The following is a 23,265-nucleotide window of genomic DNA, read 5'->3' on the forward strand; positions in this document are numbered from 1 at the left end:
CAGTCTTGAACACGTGCTTTCCGACCGCCCCACCAAACTCGTGCCGCCCGTGCTGGCCAAGATGGCCGCCTGGAGCGTGTGCCTGATCGTCGTCGGCGTGGTCGTGTACTTCTTCGCGCTCATCGTGGCCAGGCTCAGCTTCGTGGCGCTGCCGGTTGCCGTCGCGCTGCTGCTGACCGCGCTGCTCTACCCGCTGACGAGGAGGCTGACCGGCGCGGGCCTGCGGCCCATCTACGCCACCTGGATCACCTTGCTGGTCGCGCTCGCCATCATCGTGGGCGCCGGCTGGCTGATCGGGGCCAGGGCGAGCGACGAGTTCCCCACCGTGGTCGACCAGGTGCAGAAGTCGATCAACGAGCTGCGCGACTGGCTGGTGACCGGGCCCGTCCACCTCGACACCAAGCAGCTCGACGACTGGGTCAAGACCATCACCAACCAGCTGCAGACCTCCCAGGCCGCCATCACCAACACGGTCCTGACCGCGGGGCAGGTCGCCATCGAGGTGCTGGCCTCGATCGTGCTCATGCTGTTCGTGACCTTCTTCATGCTCAAGGACGGCGACCGCATCTGGGCCTGGTTCCTCAAGGGCTTCGGCGGCATGTCCAGGCGGGTCGACCGGGCGGGCAGGGCCGCCTGGCTCACCGTCTCCCACTACGTGCAGGGCACCGTGGCCGTCGCGGCGGTGCACGGCGTGGTCATGGGCATCGTGCTGGCCGGGCTCGGCGTGCCGCTGTGGGCGCCGCTGGCCATCCTCATCTTCCTGGCCAGCTTCATCCCGATCGTCGGCATCTTCTTCGCCGGCACCGTCGCCATCCTCGTCACCCTCGGCACGACCAGCCCGATCAAGGCGCTGATCTTCCTCGCGGTGCTCATCGTCGAGCAGCAGCTGGAGAACCACGTGCTGCAGCCGCTGATCGTCGGCAGGGCGCTCAACTTCCACCCGCTGGCGATCATCATCGTGCTGGCCGTCGGCGGCATCATGGGCGGCATCGCGGGGGCGGCCGTGGCCGTACCGGTGGCAGCGGTGATCTACCGGGCGCTACCCGAGCTTCGGCACGAACCGCCAGCATTGCCGCCACCTGCGCCGCCGACACCACCCCGGGGTCCCGTCGAGAGCGAATCCGGGCAGCCCAAGGGGTAGTCTCGTGCCCCATGACGCGTACGTTGGGGTTGAGCGAGGAGACCGCATGACCGTAGAGGTGCTCATCCACCGCCTCGACCCCGGACTGCCGGTGCCCGCCTACGCGCACCCCGGTGACGCCGGAGCCGACCTGCTGGCCGCGGAGGACGTCGAGCTCCTGCCCGGCGAGCGGGCGATGGTCGGCACCGGCATCGCGATCGCGCTGCCCGACGGCTACGCCGCGTTCGTGCACCCGAGGTCGGGTCTGGCCGTCAAGCACGGCGTCACCCTCGTCAACGCGCCGGGAACGGTCGACGCCGGCTACCGCGGCGAGATCAAGGTGACGCTGATCAACACCGACACCAAGGAGGCCTTCCGGCTACGCCGCGGCGACCGGATCGCCCAGCTGGTCATCCAGCGGGTCGAACGGGCCTCCTTCTACGAGGTGGACCGGCTGCCGGGCTCCGTGCGCGGCGCGGGCGGTTTCGGATCCACCGGACGATGAGGGAGTGATCGACAGTGTTCCGACGTCGCAAGCGTGAACAGCCCGAGCCGGCTGTCGCGGAAGCGGCTCCCCCGCAGGAGGCGCGCGAGTCGGGCCCGTGGGACGCCGACGAACCCCATCCCGAGCGGGACCGGGTCGACCTCGGCGGCATGCGCATCAGCGTGAGCTCCGACTTCGACGTCCAGGTCGCCGTCGCGGGCGACCAGCCGATCGGCGTCGTGGTCATCCACCGCGACAGCGCCCTGCAACTGCACGCCTTCGCCGCGCCCAAGCGCGGCGGCCTGTGGGACGAGGTCAGGACCAAGCTGGCCGCCAGCGTGAAGGAGGCGGGCGGCGCGGTCGAGGTCAAGGACGGCCCCTTCGGCGCCGAGCTCGCCGGGCAGATCCCGGCGGAGGGCGGCACCCAGCCGGTCCGCTACCTCGGCATCGACGGCCCGCGCTGGTTCCTGCGCGCGGTCATCAGCGGCAAGGCCGCGCTCGACCCCGAGCTCGCCCAGCCGCTCGAGGACGTCATCCGCGACGTCGTCGTCGTGCGCGGCGAGGAGCCGATGGCGCCGGAGGAGCCCATTCTGCTGCGCATTCCCGGCGAGCGCTCGGCCGCAACCGCCGAGCAGACCGTCTCTCTCAACCCGTTCAGGAGAGGCCCCGAGATCACCGAGCTCCGCTGAGCTTTTTCATCGCATAAGCTGAGTCATCATGAGTAGTACGGCAGAGCCCCACAAACGTGGTGGATTGCGCGGCTTCTTCAGCAGACTGGCCTCCACGCAGGCCGAGCTGGAGGCGGAGGAGCTGCGAGAGGACGCCGACCAGGCGGGCGCCACGCCCATCGTCTCGTGTGGTGGCCGGCGACGCTTCTGTGTGGCCGGTACGCTACGTACCGTGACGTTGCGTCCGCGCGGCGGCGCCCCCGCTCTGGAAGCCGAGCTCTACGACGGCTCCGACGTGATCGACCTGGTGTGGCTGGGCCGACGCAAGATCGTGGGCATCGAGCCTGGACGCATCGTCAAAGCCGAGGGCCTGGTCAGCATGCAAGACGGGCGCAAGGTGATGTTCAATCCGCGCTACGAACTGCGCCCAAGCACCTGACAAGGAGCGATCGATCACGTGACGGAGCAGGTAACGGCGCACGAAACCGTTGAAGCCGCCATCAGGTCCCAGTTGTCGAAGGCCCTCGGCGGCGTCCGGGGCATCATCGAGGCGGCGGTGCCGACCGCCGCCTTCACCGTGTCGTGGCTGGTGACCGAGCGGCTGCAGCAGTCGCTCATCATCAGCGCGTCGCTCGCCGCGGTGCTGCTGGTCGTACGCCTCGTGCAGCGCTCCACGCCGCAGTTCGTGATCAACAGCCTGATCGGCATCGGCATCGGCTGGTTCTTCGCCTCGCGCACCGGCGACGCGCGCGACGTCTACCTGCCCGGCATCCTCTACAACGCCGGATACGCCGCCGCGATGCTGCTGTCCATCGTGACCAGATGGCCGGTCGTGGGCTTCCTCATCGGCTCGGTCACCGGCGACCCGACCGCCTGGCACAAGGACTCCGGCATCGTGCGGCTGTGCACGAAGCTCACCTGGCTGCTCATGCTGCCGTGCGTGGTGCGGGTGGCGGTGCAGCTGCCGATCTACCTGTTCGGCGGGGGAGACGAGGCGATCGCGGCGCTGGGCATCGCGAAGGTGCTCATGGGGTGGCCGCTGCAGGTGGCCAGCCTCGCCGCCATGGCCTGGCTCCTCAGCCGCGGCCGCACCCCGATTGCCGCTGCTGCCACGTGATTTTTCCTGTTTTTTACGGCTGAGCACGGGAGAGGCCACCGGGGTCACCGGTGGCCTTCTGCTTTTCACGCTCCTCCAGCGGCGCCGCTGGACCGCCGTTACGTCGGGGATCTCGGGCGCTTCGTCAAGGCTGGTCGTCGAGGGTGATTGCGGTGGTGGGGCAGACGGTGGCGGCCTCGCGGACGGCGGTGTGGAGTCGTTCGGGCGGCGACGTGTCGAGCAGGATCACGAGGCCGAGCGGGTATGGGAACTACTCCGCCAGGGGATCGACGCCTGAACGCCCGGCGGGCGCTTGAGGTCTGATCGCCCGGCGGGTGTGCTTGAGGTCTGATCGCCCGGCGCCTTGTGTCGTGGGATGCGGCAGCCACAGCTCCTGGAGGTCCTCGTCGCGCTTCTTCGGGAAGTGCCGCGACGGACCTGCAGCCTGCTGGCGGTGATCGCCTGCGGACTTTCGGCCGTTGTCGCACCCGAGTGGACGGCCTTGTCGGCGGGTTCTTCGAGGCCCTGCTGAAGGTTCGTGTGGTTTGTGGCCGTGTATGGGGGTTTGCCGTGCGGTTCTCGTGCGAAGGTTGACAGGCGGATGTGGGGGTTTGTGTGGGGGTAGGGGCTTTGTGTGGGTGAGCCTTCCGGGGAGCGGCTGGTAGGCGGTAGGTACCTGCTGGCGGAGGAACTGGGCAGAGGTGGCATGGGGGCGGTCTGGCGCGCCCACGACCAGGTGCTCGACCGGCCCGTGGCGCTCAAGCAGGTGCTGGTGCCCGGGTGGATGGGCGAGCGGGACAGGGAACGGGCCTTCGAACGGGTGCTGCGCGAGGCCAGGGCGACCGCCAGGCTGCGCAACCCCTACGTGATCACCATTCACGACGTGGTCATGGACGAGGGACATCCGTGGATCGTGATGGAGCTGCTGCCCGCGTCCTCGCTGGAGCAGGTGCTGGAACGGTCAGGGCCGCTGCCCGAGCGCGTGGTCGCCGACATCGGCGTCAAGCTCCTCGAAGCGCTGCGGGCCGCCCACGCCGCGGGCATCACGCACAGGGACGTGAAGCCGGCCAACGTGCTGCTGCTCGACGACGGGGGAGTGGTGCTGACCGACTTCGGCATCGCGCACGTGGCCAACTCCCCGACGCTCACGGCGACGGGCATGCTCATGGGGTCGCCCGCCTACATGGCGCCCGAACGGCTCGAGGGCGAACCGGCCGGTGAGGCGTCCGACCTGTGGGCGCTGGGCGCGACGCTCTACGCGGCGGTCGAGGGGGTGCCGCCGTACCCGAGGGACAGTCCTGTCGCGGTGATGGCGGCCATCCTCATGCGCGAGCCCCGGCCCATGCGGCTGGGCGCACGGCTGCTGCCGGTCGTGGAGGGGCTGCTGCGCAAGTCGCCCCAGGAGCGGTTGACGGCGGAGGCGGCGAGCGTGGCGCTGGCGGCGGTGGCGGGCCGGCGGCACGGCGGGGAGACCCGGCGCCGGGAGGGGTCGCGGGCACTGGCCGTCCTCGTGCGGGGAGACGAGACAGACCCCGACACCCCGACGGATCCCATGAGAGCCCAACCCCACGAGACCGACCCGCCCTCTCCTGGGGTGCCCGAGTCGCCGGCCCTCCACGCTCCGAGCGTGTCTGAGTCACCCGCCCCATCCTCTCCAGATGCGCCGGAGTCACCCGCTCCGCCCTCTTCGGGCGTGCCCGAGTCGCCCGTTCTGCCCTCTTCGGGTGTGCCCGAGGCGACCTCTTCGGGTGTGCCCAAGGGGACCGGTTCGGGTGTGCCCGAGGCTGCCGGCCCGTCTTCTCCAGGTGCCTCCGATACACCCGCCCCGTCTACTTCGGACGGGGCCCAGACGCCCACTTCGCCCTCTTCGGGGGTGCCTGAGGTGTCCGGCCCGCCTTCTCCGGGGGTGCCGGGGGCATCAGTCCCGCTCTCCGGGTCACCGGATCCGCTTCCGGCGGCGTCGGCCACGCCTCCCGCGTCGTTCCACCCGCTCTCGCAGGCGGAGGAGGCAGCGCAGGCGCAGACTCCAGGGATGGCTGCGGGTGGCGGCGATGCGATGCGGGAGGAGGGAGGGCTGGGGGCGGTCGCGGTCAGGGGGCTCGGTCTGGGGGCCGTGGTGGCGGCGACGCTGGGCGTGCTCGCCTACGTCGGGCCGAGGGTGGCCAGGCGGCTGGGGGCCGAGGTCACCGTCGTGGGCCCGGGCACCGCACTGCTGGTGCTGTTCGCCGCCGTCGCGCTGCTGGCCGTCGTGCTCCCCCGCGAGCTGCTGCCCCACGGCGGCGCGAACGCGATCCTGACCAGGGCGCTGCCGTTCGTCGCCGGCGCCGCGTACCTGGGCGGCTACCAGACGGGCACCGGCTCCCACGTGACGATGAGCCTCGCCTACGCGCTCCTGACCGTCTGGGCCGCCGTGACCTCGCAGCGGACGTGGCGGCGCTCCCGCGCGGCGGCGGCCGTCGGCGCGGCGGCGACGGCCTGCCTTACCGCGCTGACGGTGGCGCATCTCTGGATCGACCTCGCGGGGCCGAGCGCGCTCACGACCGGGCTGCTGGAGGCGCTGCCCGAGCTCACGGCCGCCGCGTGGGCGCTGCACACCGGATGGGCGTGGTGGGCGGCCGCCCGCCGTACGGGCTAGAGCGTGTCCCGTGGATCATAGGACAGGGTCACGGAGCCAGATCCTGATCGAGGCGACGTCGATGGTGCCCGCGTAGATGCGTTCGCGCTTGTCGGTGCGAAGGGCCACCGCGCGGTGGCCCTTGAGCTTGTTGACGCACCGCTCGGCGGTATTGCGCTCCTTGTACCGCTCGGCGTCGAAGCCGGGCGGTCGCCCGCCCTTACGCCCCCGGTTGAGGCGGTTGGCCTGCTGATCCTTCTTGATCGGGATGACCGCCTGGATGCCGCGCCGGCGCAGGTAGGCGCGATTGGCGCGCGAGGAGTAGGCCTTGTCGGCCAGCACACGCATCGGACGCCGGCGAGGACGGCCCACACCGCGACGCCGGATGCGCACCCGCTCCAGGACGCGCCGGAAGTACGGGCTATCGCCGTACTGACCGGGGCTGATGATCCGGGCGATCGGCCGGCAGCGCCGGTCGGCGACCAGGTGAATCTTCGTGCTCCACCCGCCCCGTGAGCGGCCCAGCGCCTCCCGGCCCGTGCCCGGTTTGTGATCTACGCCGTCCCCTTTGACGGGATGTCGGCGGGCGGCTCACGACGAGCTCCGGCGGCATGCTGATGAGCGCGCGCCACAGTGGAATCCACACTCACCGTCCAGTCCTCCCCCTCGGCCTCATCGCATCCAGCGCGCAGCCCGTCCAGGATCTTCTCCCAGGTTCCATCCATCGACCAGCGGCGATGCCGGTTGTAGACGGTCTTCCAGTTCCCGTACCAGGGCGGCAGGTCACGCCAGGTGATGTTGGTCCGGACCCGGAAGAAGACCCCGTTGATGACCGTTCGGTGATCGGCCCATCGGCCGCCCTGCCGCGGGTTGACCGGCAGCAGCGGCGCCAGCCGTTCCCACTCGGCATCGGTCAGATCATGACGATTCAGGCGATCTTCCACTGGACTGATCTACACCAAACCACCATCAAAGATCCACGGGACACGCCCTAGTGGGGGGAGAGGAGCTGGGCGAGCTCGTCCTCCACCTCCTGGCTGGCGACGAACATCAGCTCGTCACCCGCCTCCAGCGGGTCGTCGGCCGTGGGCACCAGCACCCTGCCCTCGCGCAGGATCGCCACCAGCGCGGAGTCGACGGGCCACGGCACCGAGCCCGCGCGCTGGCCGACGACCGGCGCGTCCTCGGGAAGGGTGAGCTCGACCAGGTTGGCCTGGCCCTGGCGGAAGGTCATCAGGCGGACCAGGTCGCCGACGCTGACCGCCTCCTCCACGAGCGCCGACAGCAGCCGAGGGGTGGAGACGGCGACGTCGACGCCCCACGACTCGTTGAACAGCCACTCGTTGTTGGGGTGGTTGATGCGGGCGACCACGCGCGGCACGCCGTACTCGGTCTTGGCCAGCAGCGAGACCACCAGGTTGACCTTGTCGTCGCCGGTGGAGGCGACCACGACGTGGCAGTTGTTGAGCCCCGCCTCGTCGAGGGAGGAGATCTCGCAGGCGTCGGCGAGCAGCCACTCGGCCCGCGGCACCGCGTCGATCTTGATGGCTGCGGGGTCGCGGTCGATCAGCAGGATCTCGTGGCCGTTCTCCAGGAGCTCGGCGGCGATGGATCGGCCGACCGCGCCCGCGCCCGCGATGGCTACGCGCATCAGTGGTCCTCTTCCGGTGCCGCGGCCAGCACCTTGTTGATCCGGTCCATGTCGTTCTCGGCGGCGATGACGTGGAGGATGTCGCCCTCCTGCACCACCGTGTCCGGCTTGGTGACCAGGGCCTCGCCCATGCGGTTGACGAAGGGCACCCGGGCTCCGGCGAGCTCCTCCAGCCTGCTGGCCTTGGTGCCGATCCAGGCCGGGTTGGCGGCGACCTCGGCCAGCACGACGGTGCCCGTGGGGTCGCGCCACAGCGGCTCGGCGCCCTCGGGCAGGATGCGGCGCAGGATCTGGTCGGCCGTCCAGCGCACCGTGGCCACCGTCGGGATGCCGAGGCGCTGGTAGACCTCGGCGCGCCTGGAGTCGTAGATGCGGGCCACGACGTTGTCGACGCCGAAGGTCTCGCGCGCGACCCGCGCCGAGATGATGTTGGAGTTGTCGCCGCTGCTCACGGCGACGAAGGCGGCCGCGGACTCGATGCCCGCCTCCTGCAGCACGCCTCGGTCGAAGCCGACGCCGGTGACCCGGCGGCCCCTGAACCCCGCCCGCAACCGCCTGAACGCCTGAGGATCGCGGTCGATGATCGCGACTGAGTGGCCGTTGTCCTCCAGGATATGGGCGAGGGTGGACCCCACCCGTCCACATCCCATGATCACGATATGCATGTGCTCCCCACAGGTGTGCCTTCCCCTCAGTATGGCGCGTACAGGGAGTGCCGCGTCGGCAGGGAGGGTGACGAGGACTAGCATCGTCAGACGTGGCGAAGGTGACGGATCTAGTCAAGCGTGTCCTGGTCGGGCGCGCGCTGCGCAGCGGGCAGTTGCACGAACAGTTGCTGCCCAAGCGCGTGGCGCTGCCGGTGTTCGCGAGCGACGCGCTCTCCTCCGTGGCCTACGCCCCCCAGGAGATCCTGGTCATCCTGTCGCTGGCAGGGGTGTCGTTCTACCACTACAGCCCATGGGTCGCGATGGCCGTCGTGGTCGTCATGCTCACCGTCGTCGCCTCCTACCGGCAGAACGTGCACGCCTACCCCAGCGGCGGCGGCGACTACGAGGTGGCCACCGTCAACCTCGGCAAGAACGCCGGGCTCACCGTGGCCAGCGCGCTCATGGTCGACTACGTGCTCACCGTGGCGGTCTCCGTCGCCAACGGCGTCGACTACGTGGGCGCCACGGTCCCTTTCGTGGCCGAGCACAAGCCGGCCGTCGCCATCGGGATCGTGGTGCTGCTGACGGTCGTGAACCTGCGCGGCATCCGCGAGTCGGGCGCCGCCTTCGCCATCCCGACCTACGCCTTCATGATCGCGGTGCTCGGCCTCGTCGCCTGGGGCGGCTTCCGGCTGCTGGTGCTCGGCGACGAACTGCACGCGCCGACCGACGGCTTCCAGGTCGTGGCCGAGCAGACCAACCTGACCGCCTTCGCCGCCGCCTTCCTGGTACTGCGCGCCTTCTCCTCCGGCTGCGCGGCCCTGACCGGAGTCGAGGCGATCAGCAACGGCGTGCCCGCGTTCCGCAAGCCCAAGAGCAAGAACGCCGCCACCACGCTGCTCATGATGGGCCTGGTCGCCGTCACCATGTTCTCCGGCATCATCGCGATCGGCCTCGCCTCGGGCGTCACCGTGGCGGAGCCGCAGCACGTCGCGCGTGACCTGCTGCGTCCGGACGGCACGCCGGTCGGCCCCGACTACTACCAGCAGCCGATCATCTCCCAGGTCGCCGACGCGGTGTTCGGCGGCGGCTCGCTGATGTTCATCGTCATCTCGGCCGTCACGGCGCTCATCCTGTTCCTGGCCGCCAACACCGCCTTCAACGGCTTCCCCGTGCTCGGCTCGATCCTGGCCCAGGACCGCTACCTGCCCCGCCAGCTGCACACCCGCGGTGACCGCCTGGCCTTCTCCAACGGCATCGTCATCCTGGCGCTGGGCGCCTGCCTGCTGCTGTGGGGCTTCCAGGCCGACGTCAGCCGCCTGCTGAACCTCTACATCGTCGGCGTCTTCGTCTCCTTCACCCTCAGCCAGGCCGGCATGGTCATCCACTGGACCCGCCACCTGAAGACCGAGACCGACCTGCGGGTGCGCCACCAGATGCACCGCTCGCGGGTCATCAACTTCTTCGGCGGCGTCATGACCGCGGTCGTGCTGGTGGTCGTGCTGTTCACCAAGTTCCTGGTCGGGGCGTGGATCGTCTGCATCGCGATGCCGATCCTGTTCCTGATGATGAAGGGCATCCGCCACCACTACGACAACGTGGCCGCCGAGCTGGAGCTCGACGAAGCTGTCGACGAGTCGGTGCTGCCGGCCCGCAACCACGCGATCGTGCTCGTCTCCAAGATCCACAAGCCGACGTTGCGCGCGCTGGCCTACGCCAGGGCGACCCGCCCCTCCACCATCGAGGCCGTCACGGTCGGCGTCGACGGATCCGAGGCGACGGCGCTGCGGGAGGAGTGGGAGCGCAGGGGGATCCCCGTTCCGCTCAAGATGCTGGACTCGCCGTACAGGGAGATCACCCAGCCCATTCTCGACTACGTCAAGACGCTGCGCCGCCGCTCGCCGCGCGACGTGGTCACCGTCTTCATTCCCGAGTACGTCGTCGGCCACTGGTGGGAGCATCTGCTCCACAACCAGAGCGCGCTGCGGCTCAAGGCCAGGCTGCTGTTCAAGCCGGGCGTCATGGTGACCAGCGTGCCGTGGCAGCTGCACTCCGCCGACCGGCTCAAGGGCCGCCCCGAGCCGTTCGCGCCCGGATCGGTCCGCCGCCCATGGCACGAGGTCGAGGCCGGCAGGCCTGACGAGTAGTCTGGGCAGGTGGTGGAACTCGAGGTAGGGCCGGTGGCCCACGGTGGCTGGTGTGTGGCGCGACACGAAGGGCGCGTCGTCTTCGTACGGCACGCGCTCCCAGGAGAGCGGGTCGTCGCCGAGATCACCGAGGAGACCACCCGCTTCCTGCGCGCCGACGCGGTGGAGATCCTCGAGCCCTCGCCCGACAGGGTGACCCCGCCCTGCCCCTACGCAGGACCCGGCCTGTGCGGCGGCTGCGACTGGCAGCACGCCACGCTGGAGGCCCAGCGCGGTCTCAAGGCGAGCGTGGTGGCCGAGCAGCTCAGCAGGCTGGCGGGCATCACCAGGGACGTGGTGGTCGAAGAGGTGCCGGGCGCCAAGGACGGCCTCGGCTGGCGCACCCGCGTCCAGTTCGCCGCCACCCGCGACGGCGTGATCGGCTTCCGTAAGCACCGCTCGCACGACATCCAGCCCGTCGACGCGTGCCTCATCGCCCACCCCTCGGTCGAGGAGGTCGGCGTCGAGGGACACACCTGGCGCAACTCCATGGGCGTCGAGGTCATCGCCTCCTCCAGCGGTGAGCACGCCGTCGTCATCGCCCCCAAACCACGCAGCTCCGTCGCGGTGCCCGAGCTCGACGCGCCCGCGTCCATCCTGGTCAACCAGGGCAAGGGCCGCACGGAGCCGAGGCACGGCTCCGGCATGCTGCACGAGCAGGTCGGTGACCGGACCTTCCAGGTGACGGGCAGCGGCTTCTGGCAGGTCCACCCGGGGGCCGCCGAGACCCTCCTCGACGCGGTGCTCAGCTACGCCGCGCCCGAGCCGGGGGAGTGGGCGCTCGACCTCTACTGCGGGGTCGGCCTCTTCGCCGCGGGGCTCGCCGAGGCGGTCGGCCCCTCGGGGGCGGTGTTCGCGGTGGAGAGCGAGGCGACGGCCGTCCGCGACGCCCGCGCCAACCTGCGCGACCTGCCGTGGGCGCAGGTGGAGCGAGGACGCGTGGAGGGCGCCCTCGACCGCTTCGAGATCGAACGCGCCGACCTGGTCGTCGTCGACCCGCCGAGATCGGGTCTGGGACGCGAGGTGGTGAACAGGGTCGCCTCGCTCGAGGCCTCGCGTGTGGTGTACGTCTCCTGCGACCCGGCGACGCTGGCCAGGGACCTGGCGTGGTTCGCGGAGCTCGGCTACACCCTGGCGGACCTGCGCGCCTTCGACGCCTTCCCGATGACGCATCACGTGGAGTGCGTCGCGCTGCTGGTCAGGTGATTGCGCGTCGCTCTGACCAGCATGAATGCAACAGATGATGTTCATGTATGACCAGGGACGACTTCCGTAGCTCCCGAATGTCTGCGCACGAGATGCGCACGATCTTGGAACGCCCCGCCACCCCTCGGCGTCGCGGGGCGTAACCATCCTGGAATGGCAGGTCACCTAGGGCAGGCCGAGTACGACGAAGGGTCCCGGCGCTGGGGCCCTTCGCGTTCCACGTCAGCGGTTGAGGAGCTCCTCTGGGTGCGGCGTCATCGCATCTGGATCACAGCGGGCTGATCGTCGCACCGATCTGGTCGAACAGCTTCTGTTTGTTGTCCTGGTCGGTGCTGAGCGTGACCGTGCAGACCGTGTCCGAGGTTGGCACATGGAACTGCGTGCCCTTGACCTTGACGTTGCCGGCAGGGAGCGTATACAGGATCCGTGCCGCCTCGCCGCCGGCGATTCGCACCTTGGTCGCCTCGGAGACCTTGGCTCCGAACTCCTCCAGACCCTTCGTGTTGGCGTCCATCAGCTCCTCGGCCGAGCTCCGGCCCGGCTGGCAGAAGGCGTTGAGATTGGTGGCGAAGCGGTTGGGCGATGCCTTCGACGACTTGGGATCGATCGCAAGGATGGCTTTGACGTCCGCCATTGCCTGCATGTCCTTCTTGAGACTCTCCTTCTGCTTGCCCGACAGGCCGCTGCGCTCCAGGAACTCCTCAATGTCGCCTTTGGTCAGGTCGTGTGCGACCCATTCATGAGGGACGGCGACGGTTACTCCGTTGGCGTCGCTGCCGATTCGTTTGAAGTCGTCGGGCGGGGAGGTGTACTCGCCGAGTTGCCCCCCGGGGGCGCGCGCAACCGTGATAAGGCCGCCGACGATCGAGCCGCTGCTCCCGCATGCGGTGGTCAGCGTCAGGCACAGCACACTCGCGGTCACGAAGTGGTAGCGCTTAGACACGAGGCTGCCCTCCTCTTAGGCCTTGTGGAGGTCCAGTACCGATACGGCCGTGGCCGGCGAAGTACAGCGCAGAGGACCTCCTGCGCCGGAGCCGTCTTCCCGACAGCATGTGGCGGACCGGTCATGACAGGCGATGCTTTCTCATCGGCCGCATGTCACGCGACCGGTCATTGGCAGCGGAGCGGTATATCCGTTAATCCCCGCGGAATCCTATTTTTGGATGGTAGACGTGTATGCAGTACGGGAGCCGTCGCGTTGATCGCATCCCTCAAGGCGCGGTGCCGGTGCTGTCTCCCTATGAGTCATCCAACGTCTATTCCAGCAAGGTCGGGGCGCCTGGTCCATCCCTGCATATCAAAGGTCCCGACATCTTCCCGGCCGAGGCGAGCACGTTGACTCCAGAGAACCACCAGCCACGTTCACCTACCTGTAGACGGGCAGGACGCCCCGCCCATCCGAATCAGACACTGTTGGCGAAGTAGATCAAAAAGCAGCGGCCCCGTGATCGCATCCGTGATCATGGGCCGCTACCGTTGTTCTTGCTCGCGGATGGAGTCGTGGGTGTCGCTACGTTCGACAGGCTCAGACCAGCACCAATCGCCTCAACCATGCTGCGCTGGGCAGATTCTGCATGTATGCATGACGTCATGATCCGCCTACGACACCTCAGCCGCGCTGCCGCGGCACTCTAGGGGCTGTCCCGTAGATCTTGACCGCCTGACAGCCACGCTCCGATGAAGCTCACTGTTTCCGTCATTTCCGCGCGCTCGGTACGCAGCCGTGGCACATCTTCCTTCTCGAACCCCACCGAGACACCGCAGAACAGTGCGAGTTTGTCATCGGCTCCGACTATGCGGCTGACGGTCTTGCGATACATCGTCCACATCACCTGGGGACAGCTGTGCAGCCCTTCCGCCCTCAGCAACAGCATGACCGTCTGTAGGTACATCCCCGCGTCTCCCCACTGCCCGGGCCCCATCGTCCGGTCGAGGTAGCAGAACAGTACGACCGGCGCCCCGAACGCCTCCGAGTTCAAGGCGGCGATCTTCATGGGCCTGTCGGGGTCGTCGCGCTCGATTCCCAGCGCTTTGTACCGCTGGGCAGCAGCGGCGGAAAAGCGGTCCAGATACGGCGAGGTCAGTTCTGCCGGGTACATCGGATACTCCCGCTCATCGGGTCGCCTGCCAGTGCCCTGGCCGTCGCGTGCTTCTTCAGTTCGGCCAAGGGCTCACCGGCCACAACGTACAGATGCCACGGTTGGAGGTTCCCGCTCGATGGAGCCCGCGTCGCTGCGGTCAGCACTCGTTCGAGTACTTCTTTGGGCACAGGCTCATCGCTGAACGCCCGCACGGCCCGGCGACTGTCCACGGCTTCATACACATCCACGTCTTCTCGTCCTCTCACTCATCGACGACCACCTCTCTACCGTCTAGGGAGTGTCGTCATTGAACCGGGTCACGGAGCCAGATCCTGATCGAGGCGACGTCGACGGTGCCCTGGTCGATGCGCTCGCGCTTGTCGGTGCGAAGGGCCATTGCACGGTAGCCCTTCATCTTGTTGATGCACCGCTCGGCGGTGTTGCGCTCCTTGTACCGCTCGGCGTCGAACCCAGGCGGTCGCCCACCCTTACTGCCGCGCTTGAGGCGGTTGGCCTGCTGATCCTTCTTGATCGGGATGACCGCCTTGATGCCGCGTCGGCGCAGGTAGGCACGGTTGGCACGGGAGGAGTAGGCCTTGTCGGCCAGTACGCGCCCGGGACGTTTGCGGGGACGGCCCAGCCCGCGGCGCTGGATGCGCACACCCTCCAGCACACGCCGGAAGTACGGACTGTCGCCATGCTGGCCGGGGCTGATGATCCGGGCGATCGGACGGCAACGCCGGTCGGCGACCAGGTGCACCTTCGTGCTCAACCCGCCACGCGAACGGCCCAGCGCTTCCCGTCCCTTCACCGGTTTGTGATCTACGCCGTCCCCTTTGACGGGAAATCGGCCGGCGGCCGGCGGCGGGCTCCGGCGGCATGCTGATGGGCACGCACCACGGTGGAGTCCACACTCACCGTCCAGTCCTCGCCTTCGGCCTCGTCACATCCGGCCCGCAGCCCGTCCAAGATCTTCTCCCAGGTGCCGTCCATCGACCAGCGGCGATGCCGGTTATAAACGGTCTTCCAGTTCCCATAGCAGAGCGGCGGGTCACGCCAGGTGATGTTGGTCCGGACCCGGAAGAAGACCCCGTTGATCAACGTTCGATGATCGGCCCATCGGCCGCCCTGCCTCGGGTTGGCCGGCAGCAGGGGCTCCAGCCGTTCCCACTCGGCATCAGTCAGATCATGACGATTCAGGCGATCTTCCACTGGACTGATCTACACCAAACGCCACCAAAGATCCACGGGACACGCCCTAGTGCTGGCCGCCCTCCTGACCGCCTGCGGCGGCGTCAGCACCGACAGGGACGCCGCTGGCATCATCTCCGAGTTGGCCGCGCAGGGCCTGCCGGCCGATCTCACCGTGACCTACACCGGAGAGAACGACCCGAACAAGCTTCTCGGCGGCCCCAATGGCTACGTCAGCAAGGCGGCGTTTACCGATGAGCGGGCAGCGGCGGGAGGGGCGGGCGGAAAGCCGGGTGACATCAACCTCGGTGGCGGAGTGGAGGTGTTCCCGGACGCTGATGCGGCGGAGACGCGTGTGGAGTACATCCAGAGCCTCGCCAAGTCGAGCCCCATGTTGGGCGAGTACACCTACCAGGCGGGCAACGTCGCGTTGCGCATCTCCAAGGATCTTCCGCCGAGCGACGCGCAGGCTTACGAGACGGCGCTCAGCAAGATCGTGCAGTGATCCCAGGAACGCCGAAGCGGCCCGCCGTGAGGATACTGTCGGACGAATTGATCATGTCGTCATGCGGCCTGGTGTAGCGCTGCGCAGTGTGAGGTTCGAGTCGGGGCCAGTGGGGTTCCGGTGAGCCAGGCGTCGAGCCTGGTGAGGTCCATCGCCGCGGCGATGAGTATGTGCTGGAGATGGGTCTTGGCGGTCCCGCGATAGCGGGATCGCCCGCAGGCCAAAGCCTTTGACGCCTTGGGCGATGGTGCCCTCGACGCCTGCCCTGTGGGCATAGCGTTGCTGCCATTCGTCGGTACTTTGCGTCTCTCGTGCGCGTTGCAGAGCTTCATGCTCCTCCCGCGGGCGCAGGGTGATGCGTCGGCCTTTGGCCCCGCGGGTGCAAAGGTCCCGGCGGGGACAGGCCTTGCAGTCACGCATCGAAAAGCGCACTCGGATGACCGGAGTTCCGCCTTGATCGGTCTCGTGGGCTATCAAGATCCGTCTTCGGCGGTGGTCTCGATCGACGCCAGCGTGCACTGGCCCTGCATGGTGACCGATCGGATTTCGGGCTGCCGCGCGTGCTGCGTGACCTTGTCGGCGGTCTCTCCGCAGGATTCCTGGGCGGGTGCCGAGGTTGCGCTCTGGCCGTCCCCGGGTGGTGGGCTCTGCGAGGGTGGGCCGGCTCCCGCCTGGCCGCAGCCGGACGGGATGACGAGCGCGATGGCCAGCAGGGCGATCCTGGAGATCATTGCGATCAGGCGGTCACCGAGAGGGTCCAGCCCTGCTTGCCGCTGGAGCTGAAGGTTCCGTTGTCGCAGCCTTCGACGATGAATCGGTAGCCGCTGGTGGTCATCACGCGGACCCGCATCCGGCCGCCGGTGCCGCCGCCGAGGTCTCGCTGGGTTCCGGCTCTGTCCGCGGCGCTGGTCCAGCGGACGAGGAAGCGGTCATAGGAGCGGGGGGCGGTCGTATGCCAGTCGACGTAGGCGTATCCGCCGATCGACCAGGCCGACACCACCAACTTGGGCCCCTGCCGGGGTGACCAGACCATTTGCCCGCGCAGGAAGTTCTGCCTGCGTCCGGCCCAGACACCGTCGAGGTAGACGTCCACCTCGGAGGTGCGCGGGCAGCCCAGCGCGCTGTTCTCGCCGCCGAGATCGCTCCACCGCGCGCCGATCAGGCCGTAGGGTTGGATGCGGCAGGCGCTCGTCGCGGCCGCCCTGGGGGTCACCGTAGTGGTCATCGTGGTGGTCGCGGTTGCAGTGCCGGCGTGGGCGGGGACCACGGCGCACAGCGTTGCGGCCAGCGCGAGCGGGGTGCTGACCGATAGCGTGCGGCATAAGGCCATTGCTGTGGATGTACGGCTGGTGCCAACACTTGCCATGATGTGATCGTCTCGATTCTGGTGGTGTGGTGAGTCGTGCGGCACACTCGTGATCGACACGACCGCAGGAGCGCGCTGTCCGGGCGTTCGCGATCATGGTGCGGCCGCCGCGGTGACCAGCCAAATCCCGGCGGGGAATCGGTAGCCGACGCCGGGCTCGCGGAACCGTTCGAACAGCCGGGCGGCCGCCGCGCGTGCTGCGGCCCGGCCCGGTGGCGCGCTGGCGCGGTAGGCCGCGCCGGCCGGGCCCATCTCGATGAGCCACTCGGCCACCACCTCGCCTTCATCGGGGGCGTCCAGGGTGACGTCGTGTGGCTGGACCGTGATGGCGTCGAAGCCGGCGGCGGTCAGGATGCGCTTCACCCTGCCCGGGTCGGCGAACGCGAACGGGCCCGGCTCATCGCCCATCGGCAGCGGCGGCAGCGGCCCGAGATGGGGTGCGGCGCCGAGCGTGGCCGCGGCCAGCCACGGGTTGGCGCCCCCGTCACGGAACACGGTCGCGGCCAGGCGGCCTCCCCGGCGTAGCGAACGCCGAATCGTCGTGCACCCCGCAACCGGGTCGGCCAGCAACATCAGCGCCATGCGCGAGAACACCGCGTCGAACGGCGCGCCCGTCACGGCCTCGGCCGTCTCGATGTCCGCCGTGACGAACCGCAGGCCGGGGTGACGTTCGCGCGGGAACCGCTGCCTGGCGGCGGCCACCATCGGCTCGGCCAGATCCACCCCGACCGCTTCACCGCCCGGCCCGGCCGCCGCCGCCAACTCGGCCGTGGTGCCGCCACAGCCGCAGCCAACGTCGAGGATCCGCTCGCCGGGCTTCGGCCGCAGCCAGTCCATCGCCGCCGCGCCCAAGGGCCGGCCGGCCTCGTCCTGTCGGTCGGCATGACGGATCCAACCGGGCGCGGCCTGTGTCCAGAACGCGTGGTTGCGGGCCCGCAGGGTGTCGGTGTCGGGCATCAGAACGGCATCTCGGTGCCGTCGACGGTCACCGAACGGAATGCGGCGGCCTTGCCGGGATCGAAACCCTCGTCCTGGGCGGCCAGGCCGGCCGCGCGGATCAGCCGCTCCGACTGGAACCGGCGGAACGCCTCCTCGCTCTCCCAGATATTGATGATCCGCCAACCGCCCTCGGCCGGACCGGCGACGTGGGCGAGCAGACCGGGGGGACGATCCGGACCCAGGTGCTTCTCCACCTGCCGGTACTCCTCCTCGCTGACGTCGGGCATCTCCTGGAGCACTCCGAACGGCACCGTACCCACCTCTTTTTGATAGAGCGAAACTCTATCTAATAGAGCACTACACTTAGGGTATGGCTGTCAAGAGGCGATATCAGTCAGCACGCAGGCAGGATCAGGCCCGCCAGACCCGCCATGCGATCCTGGAGGCCGCGGGCAAGCTGTTCGTCGACCCCGGCTACGCCGCCACACCGCTGACCGCCGTCGCCGCCGAAGCCGGGGTCGCGATCCAAACGGTGTATGCGGTGTTCGGCAGCAAGAGCCAGCTGCTGTCCGAGCTGATCGACGTCACCATCGCGGGCGACGACGACCCGCGCAGCCTGCCCGACCGGCCCTTCGTCGCCGAGATCCGCGCCCTGGCCGACCCCCGCGCCAAGCTCGCCCGCTACGCCCGCCACCTCACCGAGACCCACGCCCGCCAAGTAGAGGTGATGCTCGCACTGGCCGGCGCCGCGACCGCCGACCCCGACGCCGCCGCGATCTGGCACAAGAACCTCCAAGACCGCCGACGCGGCATGGAAATGCTCGCCGCCGACCTCGCCGCCACCGGCCGCCTGCGGTCCGACCACGACATCGACAGCGCCGCCGACGTCCTCTGGCTGGCCATGGACGTCCACAACTACGACTGGCTCGTACGGCAACGCGGTTGGCCGCCAGAGCGATACCAGCGCTGGTATGTCGACACCGTGGCCGCCGCGATCCTCGACAGCTCAGCCTGAAGGCTCTCAAGCGGCTGACACAGCAGGGAGATCGAAGTCGTTCAGGTGTCCTGTACCGACCGCGACAGATCTCCCCAGCCGACCAGCTTGTCAACGTCTTGCTCGCGCCGCTCGTCCAGAGTTCGCCAACTCCACCCACAGCGGAGTTGGCAGATCACGCGCGTAGAGCTCCCGAAACTCCGGAAACGCCTCACCGAGTACGACGACGAAGCCATCCCTCCTGGCCTGGCCGTCTAGAAAGGGATCTCGCGCCCGTCCCGGAAACGGACCATTTTCGGGACGAGCCCGGAGCAGGCCGAACACATGAACGAAACGTATCGTCACCGCAGAGAAGCGCGCGGAAATCGACGCGTTTCTCCAACGGCTGGAGGTTCTCGTGCCCGAGCTTGCGGCCTCGACGCGGAACCGGTGAGCACGAACCCCCGCAGGCGATCGCCGGCCTGCGCCGGGCGCTGAAACAGTAGTCGCCAGGTGTATTCACACATCGCCCCCGCAGCGCTTGGGCGCCGGCGACATCGCGGTCGCGGGCTGGCCGGGAGCGACCGCATCCGTGGGGTGCGGTCTCCCGATCCGCTGGCCCATCACGGCTGAGCAGCCGCCACTGCAGACAGCTCCTGCGCGAGCGCCACCGGCCCGAGAACCATCAGGGCCCGCACCGCGCCCGTACGCGCCCTCGGCGTCGACGACATCCAGTACCGCAGCTGCCCGCGACCGACCCGAACCTACCTGATCGCCGGAGGAGGAACGTGAGCACCACCGCCGCCCACGCCGCCGTCACAGGCCGATCACATCGTGCGCGCACGTGGTCGTGGACGTCAGCTCCCCGGTGAGTTTGATCGGCGGCGCATCAGACCACAGTCATGGATCCGGCCGTGACTTCAGGCATGCGCGGCGGATGGCCTCGCCGTACGGTCGTCGGCGGCTCGGGTCTCGGGCCGCAGGTTCGCGAACGGGACGAGGGCCGGGTGATGCGAGTCGCGAGTCCACGTCCACGCAGACCAGGCGTCGTGCACGTTCCTGGACGGTCACCTGGTCGCCCTTGGCGCGCATGAGCACCACGTAGAGCACGGAGAGATCGTCCGCCCCGTCCGGGGGTGCGGCCTCGGCGGGGAGCGGGGATCCGGGTCAGGCGCGCGTCGGGTCCAGGTAGGTCATGTGGTGAATCTGCCCGCGAAAGTCAGGAGGTGTAGCACCGCGAAGACTCCAGGGATGAAACGTTCGCTGGCGCCGAGGTCGGCGTAGCGCCGCCACCAGGAGTTCGTGCGGGTCTGCACCAGTGACTTCCACTCGCTGGTGAACGGCTGTACCGGCAGCCGGAGCTCGATCTCGTTGATGACGGTGAACTTGGCACGGTTGAGGTCGCGGTAGCTCCGCAGTTGGAACCACCAGGTAGCGGACAGGGCCACGCCGACCACAGCCAGCACCAGCGACATCGGCCAGGCGCGCTGCACGTTGAGGAGGGAGAGCGCGCTCACGGAGATGAGCGTTGTCTGGATGGACAGGAAGAACGCGTTGGCCACGGCACGCCGGGACGAGACCCGGTCCGCCATCTCCACCGCGATCTTGTAGAGCTCGATCACCGCGGGATCGCTATCGGACACATGGGGATTATGCGGCAAATCCCGCTCCGACGCGGAGGAATCCATCAGCCGAGGCGCTGATACATGTACGCGAGCAGTTGCCGGGTGGCGCGCGCGCCGCCGATGGGGATCGTGCTGACCAGGAGGTGCCTGCTGCCTGTTCCCGCGTTGGGGGAGTCGTGGGCCATCATCGACCACGCGTGCCTGATCTGCGTTTCCAGGTAGGCGGTGTCGCTGCCGGTGTCGGCGAGCAGGATCACCTGGCGGATCGGGAAGCGGTCGATGACGCGCTGGAGTTCGTAGCCGGTGCCGGCGTTCTCCCGCCGGAACCCCGACAGGTCGATCACCACGATGTCGGAGCGGGAGAGCAGGATATCCACCGCCCGCTGCCAATAGCTGCCGTGGCACAGGTACGTCGCCACGGGATAGCTGCCCTTGCGGTCCCGGACGCGCACCGTCTTGCTGCCGATCGACATGATCGGGTGGCGGCCCTTCGATAACGGCTCAGTCGGCTGATGGTACAGCGCCGAGGTCATCCGGTGATCGGAGGTGATGAACAGCTGGCCCACGGTGCCAGTCTGCCGGGCCCGCACGAGCTCCGCCCGGCCGACGGACGCGGCGCTGCGCAGCAGGTGCACGTACCCGCACTCGCGGAAGGCCCCCTTCACGAAGTCGCGGACCCGCACCTCGTTCTCGAAGAGCCTGAAGTAGGCGATCCGCCAGGGCGGGCGGCCGAACACGTTCCGCTCGGCCGTGACCTGGCTCAGGCCGGTGTACCAGACGCGCTGGGGGGCGTAGAAGGTCAGCTTCAGCTCCGGGATGGCCGTCGCCCGGTACCTCGACAGCGTCGCCGTCGTGGGCGGCATCATCTCGGCGAAGGAGGCGTCCTGCGACAGCTTCCTGACATCCCGGGCGAGCAGCCTGCGCCACATCCGGAGGGCCGCCACGACCAGGACTCCCAGCAGCACAGCAGTTACGGCGAGGACGGTGAACTGGACTGCCTCGTCGGAGGCGTTCGTGATCTCCTTCACCACCGGGGCGCCGCCGGCGACGAGGATCGCACAGTAGGCCGCGATGACGAGCAGCGACTTGAGAAATGTGGCGTAGTCCGGCTTCGACCTGCGGAGCGCCTCGCTATGGCTGGCCGAGGGCGGCAGCAGCAGTGCCTGCTGCGGATCCCGTGCCCTCCGGCGCTGTGCAAGCGCCAGCTGCCACCGTGTCACGCGCACGACCGCGGCGACGGCGAAGCAGACGGCTGCCGCCCCCAGGACTCCGGCCATCCACGGGAACAAAGTTCCTGGGAATCTCGTAGACGACGGTCACCTTGGGGATGACGCCCGACATGTAGGCATACACGACCGACGCCACGGAGCCGGTGTAGAGGGCGCCGATGATGTTGCCGCGCGCTGCTTCGGCCTCCACGCCCGGGTCCAGCCGAACGCGCACGATCGTCTCCCTTCGCCCGTTTCCCTCAGGATGGCGCCCACTGATCATCCGCGCATGAGTAGCCCCATACTCAACAGGTAGCTTGCAAGAAGTGACGCGGGCTCGTAGATCCCACCTGGAGCCACCCAAGCCCTGTAGACCTCCCGCCAGCGGGAGGGCTGACGGGAGCCACGGAAGGAGAGCGGCGTGGGGTAGCCGACCGGACCAGAAGGCGCACGAACTGATGGCCCGCGCTCGGTGGCGGTGGCGTTAACGGCACCTAGTGCTCCAGCCGCACTTATCGATCTTCAGTCGCCAGTGTGACCAGTGCAGGATGTGGCTTCGTTGATGGGTGGCCGGGTCAGCAAAGCGATAGAACCGGCGGCCTGGGGATTCGCCAAGCGAAGCGAACCGGCGGCATGGGGATTCGTGGGCCAGGCGGCGGGAGTCCCATGCGTTTCAGGCATGGCAGGTGTGCGCCTTGGTTGTTTGTCGCATGGGCGCACCACCGCATACCGTCCAGGAATGAGCAAGATCGCAGTAGTGACGGGCGCCAACCAGGGGCTCGGGTTCGCATTGGTGGAGGGGCTCGCGCGGCGGCTCGGGCCCGACGACGTCGTCTACCTCACCGGCCGGGACGCCGGGCGGGTGGCCCAGGCGCGGGAAGAGGTGACGGAGGCCAAGGCCGAGGTGCGGACCCACCTGCTGGACGTTCGTGACGGGGCGGCGGTGGCCGCGTTCGCCGACGACCTGCGCGACAGGCACGGCGGCGTGGACATCGTCCTGTCCAACCACTACCTCAGGACGGTGCCCCAGGACGTGCCCGCCGAGGTGATCGACGCCTACGTGGACGCCAACAACCTCGGCACCACGCGGATGCTGCGGTCCTTCCTGCCCGTACTGCGGCCGGGCGGCCGGTTCGTCGTCATCGCCAGCAGCCTGGGCCGGTTGCGCGAGCTGCCGGAGCACCTGCGCCGGCGGTTCGACGAGGCGGCGACGCTGGACGAGCTCGACGCCACGATGCTCGCGTGGCGCGATGCCGTACGCGCGGGGCGGGCGGGCGACGAGGGCTGGCCCGACTTCATCAACATCCCGTCCAAGGTGGGGCAGGTCGCCGCCGTACGGACGCTCGCCCGGCAGCGGCGCGCCGACGATCTGGCCCACGACCGCCTGCTGGTGGCGTCCTGCCCGGGGATGATCGATACGGCTTCGTCGCGGCCCTGGTTCGACATGACGGGAGCGCAGACGGCCGAGGAGGCGGCGGTGGCGCTCGTCCGGCTGGTGCTCGAACCGGACGTGGATCCGGCCTTCTACGGAGAGCTGGTGCGGTTCGGCCGGGTGCTCAGCTGGGCGTGACCACACGGCCCGCTCTCCGGGGGATGGCGCGCCCAGGAGCCTGCCTGGGCCGGTAGCGGCCTGGTGCCCGCTCGTCTCCGCGAGCTCGCGGCACCAGGCTCCGCGACCCGTCACGGGGCCCGCGCCGATGTCGCC

Annotated in this window: 27 protein-coding genes and 1 pseudogene; 11 read left to right on the forward strand and 17 right to left on the reverse strand. The window is 68.9% G+C overall.

Annotation, left to right across the window (positions count from 1 at the left end):
* Nucleotides 1-13: 13 nt before the first annotated feature.
* From H4W81_RS05220 to H4W81_RS05240, 5 genes are read left to right on the forward strand one after another with little or no spacing between them, the layout of a single operon-like run.
* Entirely contained in the window at nt 14-1,141 is a 1,128-nt protein-coding gene (locus tag H4W81_RS05220) for an AI-2E family transporter (protein WP_192773719.1), read from the forward strand.
* Between the two features lie 46 nt (nt 1,142-1,187).
* Complete coding sequence (dut, locus tag H4W81_RS05225; RefSeq protein ID WP_192773720.1) at nt 1,188-1,625, forward strand: dUTP diphosphatase; 438 nt, start codon at nt 1,188-1,190, stop codon at nt 1,623-1,625.
* A 14-nt stretch (nt 1,626-1,639) separates the two neighbouring features.
* Complete coding sequence (locus H4W81_RS05230; protein WP_192773721.1) at nt 1,640-2,293, forward strand: DUF3710 domain-containing protein; 654 nt, start codon at nt 1,640-1,642, stop codon at nt 2,291-2,293.
* 28 nt (nt 2,294-2,321) lie between these two features.
* On the forward strand, nt 2,322-2,711 hold the full coding sequence (locus H4W81_RS05235; protein ID WP_192773722.1) for an OB-fold nucleic acid binding domain-containing protein: 390 nt from the start codon (nt 2,322-2,324) through the stop codon (nt 2,709-2,711).
* 18 nt (nt 2,712-2,729) lie between these two features.
* Nucleotides 2,730-3,389 carry a DUF3159 domain-containing protein gene (locus H4W81_RS05240; protein ID WP_318781537.1) on the forward strand — a complete coding sequence of 220 codons (660 nt, stop codon included), beginning with the start codon at nt 2,730-2,732 and terminating at the stop codon, nt 3,387-3,389.
* 124 nt (nt 3,390-3,513) lie between these two features.
* Here the strand turns inward: H4W81_RS05240 and H4W81_RS49910 are convergent, their stop codons facing one another.
* Nucleotides 3,514-3,618 (reverse strand): ferredoxin, encoded by a 105-nt coding sequence (locus tag H4W81_RS49910; protein ID WP_397127187.1) that lies wholly within the window; start codon nt 3,616-3,618, stop codon nt 3,514-3,516.
* Between the two features lie 384 nt (nt 3,619-4,002).
* On the opposite strand from H4W81_RS49910, the gene H4W81_RS05245 reads away from it, so the two are divergent.
* Nucleotides 4,003-6,003, forward strand: coding sequence for a serine/threonine-protein kinase (locus H4W81_RS05245; RefSeq protein ID WP_192773723.1), 2,001 nt, complete (start codon nt 4,003-4,005; stop codon nt 6,001-6,003).
* Between the two features lie 15 nt (nt 6,004-6,018).
* On the opposite strand, the gene H4W81_RS05250 is transcribed toward H4W81_RS05245, so the two are convergent.
* The 3 genes from H4W81_RS05250 to H4W81_RS05260 form a co-directional block, all read right to left on the reverse strand.
* Nucleotides 6,019-6,914 (reverse strand): IS5 family transposase gene (locus H4W81_RS05250; RefSeq protein ID WP_420538743.1). Its coding sequence is split into 2 segments (ribosomal slippage): nt 6,019-6,539 and nt 6,539-6,914, totalling 897 coding nucleotides; the frame shifts between segments, so codons are not numbered across the junction.
* Nucleotides 6,915-6,973: 59 nt separating this feature from the next.
* Nucleotides 6,974-7,633 carry a potassium channel family protein gene (locus H4W81_RS05255; RefSeq protein ID WP_192773724.1) on the reverse strand — a complete coding sequence of 220 codons (660 nt, stop codon included), beginning with the start codon at nt 7,631-7,633 and terminating at the stop codon, nt 6,974-6,976.
* Nucleotides 7,633-8,298, reverse strand: coding sequence for a potassium channel family protein (locus H4W81_RS05260; RefSeq protein ID WP_192773725.1), 666 nt, complete (start codon nt 8,296-8,298; stop codon nt 7,633-7,635). Before H4W81_RS05260 ends, H4W81_RS05255 begins: the two co-directional genes overlap by 1 nt.
* 92 nt (nt 8,299-8,390) lie before the next feature.
* On the opposite strand from H4W81_RS05260, the gene H4W81_RS05265 reads away from it, so the two are divergent.
* On the forward strand, nt 8,391-10,427 hold the full coding sequence (locus H4W81_RS05265) for an APC family permease (protein ID WP_192773726.1): 2,037 nt from the start codon (nt 8,391-8,393) through the stop codon (nt 10,425-10,427).
* Between the two features lie 9 nt (nt 10,428-10,436).
* Nucleotides 10,437-11,672: a class I SAM-dependent RNA methyltransferase gene (locus H4W81_RS05270; RefSeq protein ID WP_192773727.1), complete on the forward strand. Its 1,236-nt coding sequence runs from the start codon at nt 10,437-10,439 to the stop codon at nt 11,670-11,672.
* A gap of 268 nt (nt 11,673-11,940) precedes the next feature.
* Here H4W81_RS05270 and H4W81_RS05275 read toward each other — a convergent pair whose 3' ends face one another.
* The 4 genes from H4W81_RS05275 to H4W81_RS05285 form a co-directional block, all read right to left on the reverse strand.
* Complete coding sequence (locus H4W81_RS05275; RefSeq protein ID WP_192773728.1) at nt 11,941-12,615, reverse strand: hypothetical protein; 675 nt, start codon at nt 12,613-12,615, stop codon at nt 11,941-11,943.
* Nucleotides 12,616-13,303: 688 nt separating this feature from the next.
* Complete coding sequence (locus H4W81_RS05280) at nt 13,304-13,771, reverse strand: nitroreductase family protein (protein ID WP_264083133.1); 468 nt, start codon at nt 13,769-13,771, stop codon at nt 13,304-13,306.
* Nucleotides 13,753-14,019 carry a nitroreductase family protein gene (locus H4W81_RS48370; RefSeq protein ID WP_318781538.1) on the reverse strand — a complete coding sequence of 89 codons (267 nt, stop codon included), beginning with the start codon at nt 14,017-14,019 and terminating at the stop codon, nt 13,753-13,755. Before H4W81_RS48370 ends, H4W81_RS05280 begins: the two co-directional genes overlap by 19 nt.
* 38 nt (nt 14,020-14,057) lie before the next feature.
* A protein-coding gene (locus tag H4W81_RS05285) for an IS5 family transposase (protein WP_420538744.1) occupies nt 14,058-14,953 on the reverse strand; the annotation gives its coding sequence in 2 pieces (ribosomal slippage) (nt 14,058-14,603 and nt 14,606-14,953; 894 coding nt in all).
* Between the two features lie 61 nt (nt 14,954-15,014).
* Between H4W81_RS05285 and H4W81_RS05290 the strand changes: the two genes are divergently transcribed.
* Nucleotides 15,015-15,449 (forward strand): hypothetical protein, encoded by a 435-nt coding sequence (locus H4W81_RS05290; RefSeq protein WP_192773729.1) that lies wholly within the window; start codon nt 15,015-15,017, stop codon nt 15,447-15,449.
* A gap of 51 nt (nt 15,450-15,500) precedes the next feature.
* Here the strand turns inward: H4W81_RS05290 and H4W81_RS49915 are convergent, their stop codons facing one another.
* The 5 genes from H4W81_RS49915 to H4W81_RS05315 form a co-directional block, all read right to left on the reverse strand.
* Nucleotides 15,501-15,968 carry a transposase gene (locus tag H4W81_RS49915; RefSeq protein WP_358521564.1) on the reverse strand — a complete coding sequence of 156 codons (468 nt, stop codon included), beginning with the start codon at nt 15,966-15,968 and terminating at the stop codon, nt 15,501-15,503.
* Nucleotides 15,923-16,180, reverse strand: a complete 258-nt coding sequence (locus H4W81_RS05300; RefSeq protein WP_192773731.1) for a hypothetical protein — start codon at nt 16,178-16,180, stop codon at nt 15,923-15,925. Before H4W81_RS05300 ends, H4W81_RS49915 begins: the two co-directional genes overlap by 46 nt.
* Nucleotides 16,181-16,185: 5 nt before the next feature.
* Nucleotides 16,186-16,779 carry an LGFP repeat-containing protein gene (locus tag H4W81_RS05305; RefSeq protein WP_192773732.1) on the reverse strand — a complete coding sequence of 198 codons (594 nt, stop codon included), beginning with the start codon at nt 16,777-16,779 and terminating at the stop codon, nt 16,186-16,188.
* A 129-nt stretch (nt 16,780-16,908) separates the two neighbouring features.
* Nucleotides 16,909-17,772, reverse strand: coding sequence for a class I SAM-dependent methyltransferase (locus tag H4W81_RS05310; protein ID WP_192773733.1), 864 nt, complete (start codon nt 17,770-17,772; stop codon nt 16,909-16,911).
* Nucleotides 17,772-18,065: a hypothetical protein gene (locus H4W81_RS05315; RefSeq protein ID WP_138671864.1), complete on the reverse strand. Its 294-nt coding sequence runs from the start codon at nt 18,063-18,065 to the stop codon at nt 17,772-17,774. The genes H4W81_RS05310 and H4W81_RS05315 overlap by 1 nt, the downstream gene beginning before the upstream one ends.
* Before the next feature lie 59 nt (nt 18,066-18,124).
* Between H4W81_RS05315 and H4W81_RS05320 the strand changes: the two genes are divergently transcribed.
* The gene (locus H4W81_RS05320) at nt 18,125-18,769 is read left to right on the forward strand and encodes a TetR/AcrR family transcriptional regulator (protein ID WP_225958472.1); all 645 of its coding nucleotides are present in this window, start codon (nt 18,125-18,127) and stop codon (nt 18,767-18,769) included.
* Nucleotides 18,770-19,647: 878 nt separating this feature from the next.
* On the opposite strand, the gene H4W81_RS49920 is transcribed toward H4W81_RS05320, so the two are convergent.
* The 4 genes and pseudogenes from H4W81_RS49920 to H4W81_RS05330 form a co-directional block, all read right to left on the reverse strand.
* On the reverse strand, nt 19,648-19,782 hold the full coding sequence (locus tag H4W81_RS49920; protein WP_420538714.1) for a DUF7701 domain-containing protein: 135 nt from the start codon (nt 19,780-19,782) through the stop codon (nt 19,648-19,650).
* Between the two features lie 13 nt (nt 19,783-19,795).
* Nucleotides 19,796-19,873: pseudogene (locus tag H4W81_RS50320) on the reverse strand (hypothetical protein); the annotation flags it as partial.
* Between the two features lie 47 nt (nt 19,874-19,920).
* Nucleotides 19,921-20,370 (reverse strand): RipA family octameric membrane protein, encoded by a 450-nt coding sequence (locus H4W81_RS05325; RefSeq protein ID WP_225958473.1) that lies wholly within the window; start codon nt 20,368-20,370, stop codon nt 19,921-19,923.
* Nucleotides 20,371-20,414: 44 nt separating this feature from the next.
* Nucleotides 20,415-21,629 (reverse strand): hypothetical protein, encoded by a 1,215-nt coding sequence (locus H4W81_RS05330; protein ID WP_192773735.1) that lies wholly within the window; start codon nt 21,627-21,629, stop codon nt 20,415-20,417.
* Nucleotides 21,630-22,299: 670 nt separating this feature from the next.
* Between H4W81_RS05330 and H4W81_RS05335 the strand changes: the two genes are divergently transcribed.
* The gene (locus H4W81_RS05335; protein ID WP_192773736.1) at nt 22,300-23,130 is read left to right on the forward strand and encodes an SDR family NAD(P)-dependent oxidoreductase; all 831 of its coding nucleotides are present in this window, start codon (nt 22,300-22,302) and stop codon (nt 23,128-23,130) included.
* The last annotated feature ends 135 nt before the right edge of the window (nt 23,131-23,265 follow it).

Source organism: Nonomuraea africana (assembly GCF_014873535.1).
Lineage (GTDB): Bacteria > Actinomycetota > Actinomycetes > Streptosporangiales > Streptosporangiaceae > Nonomuraea > Nonomuraea africana.

Excerpts from the sequence above, each read along its gene's own strand:
- dut (WP_192773720.1), top strand. The coding sequence starts at position 1,188 with ATGACCGTAGAGGTGCTCATCCACCGCCTCGACCCCGGACTGCCGGTG.
- H4W81_RS05235 (WP_192773722.1), top strand. The coding sequence starts at position 2,322 with ATGAGTAGTACGGCAGAGCCCCACAAACGTGGTGGATTGCGCGGCTTC.
- H4W81_RS05255 (WP_192773724.1), bottom strand. The coding sequence starts at position 7,633 with ATGCGCGTAGCCATCGCGGGCGCGGGCGCGGTCGGCCGATCCATCGCC.
- H4W81_RS05260 (WP_192773725.1), bottom strand. The coding sequence starts at position 8,298 with ATGCATATCGTGATCATGGGATGTGGACGGGTGGGGTCCACCCTCGCC.
- H4W81_RS05280 (WP_264083133.1), bottom strand. The coding sequence starts at position 13,771 with ATGTACCCGGCAGAACTGACCTCGCCGTATCTGGACCGCTTTTCCGCC.
- H4W81_RS05300 (WP_192773731.1), bottom strand. The coding sequence starts at position 16,180 with ATGATCTCCAGGATCGCCCTGCTGGCCATCGCGCTCGTCATCCCGTCC.
- H4W81_RS05305 (WP_192773732.1), bottom strand. The coding sequence starts at position 16,779 with ATGGCCTTATGCCGCACGCTATCGGTCAGCACCCCGCTCGCGCTGGCC.
- H4W81_RS05310 (WP_192773733.1), bottom strand. The coding sequence starts at position 17,772 with ATGCCCGACACCGACACCCTGCGGGCCCGCAACCACGCGTTCTGGACA.
- H4W81_RS05320 (WP_225958472.1), top strand. The coding sequence starts at position 18,125 with ATGGCTGTCAAGAGGCGATATCAGTCAGCACGCAGGCAGGATCAGGCC.
- H4W81_RS05330 (WP_192773735.1), bottom strand. The coding sequence starts at position 21,629 with ATGGCCGGAGTCCTGGGGGCGGCAGCCGTCTGCTTCGCCGTCGCCGCG.
- H4W81_RS05335 (WP_192773736.1), top strand. The coding sequence starts at position 22,300 with ATGAGCAAGATCGCAGTAGTGACGGGCGCCAACCAGGGGCTCGGGTTC.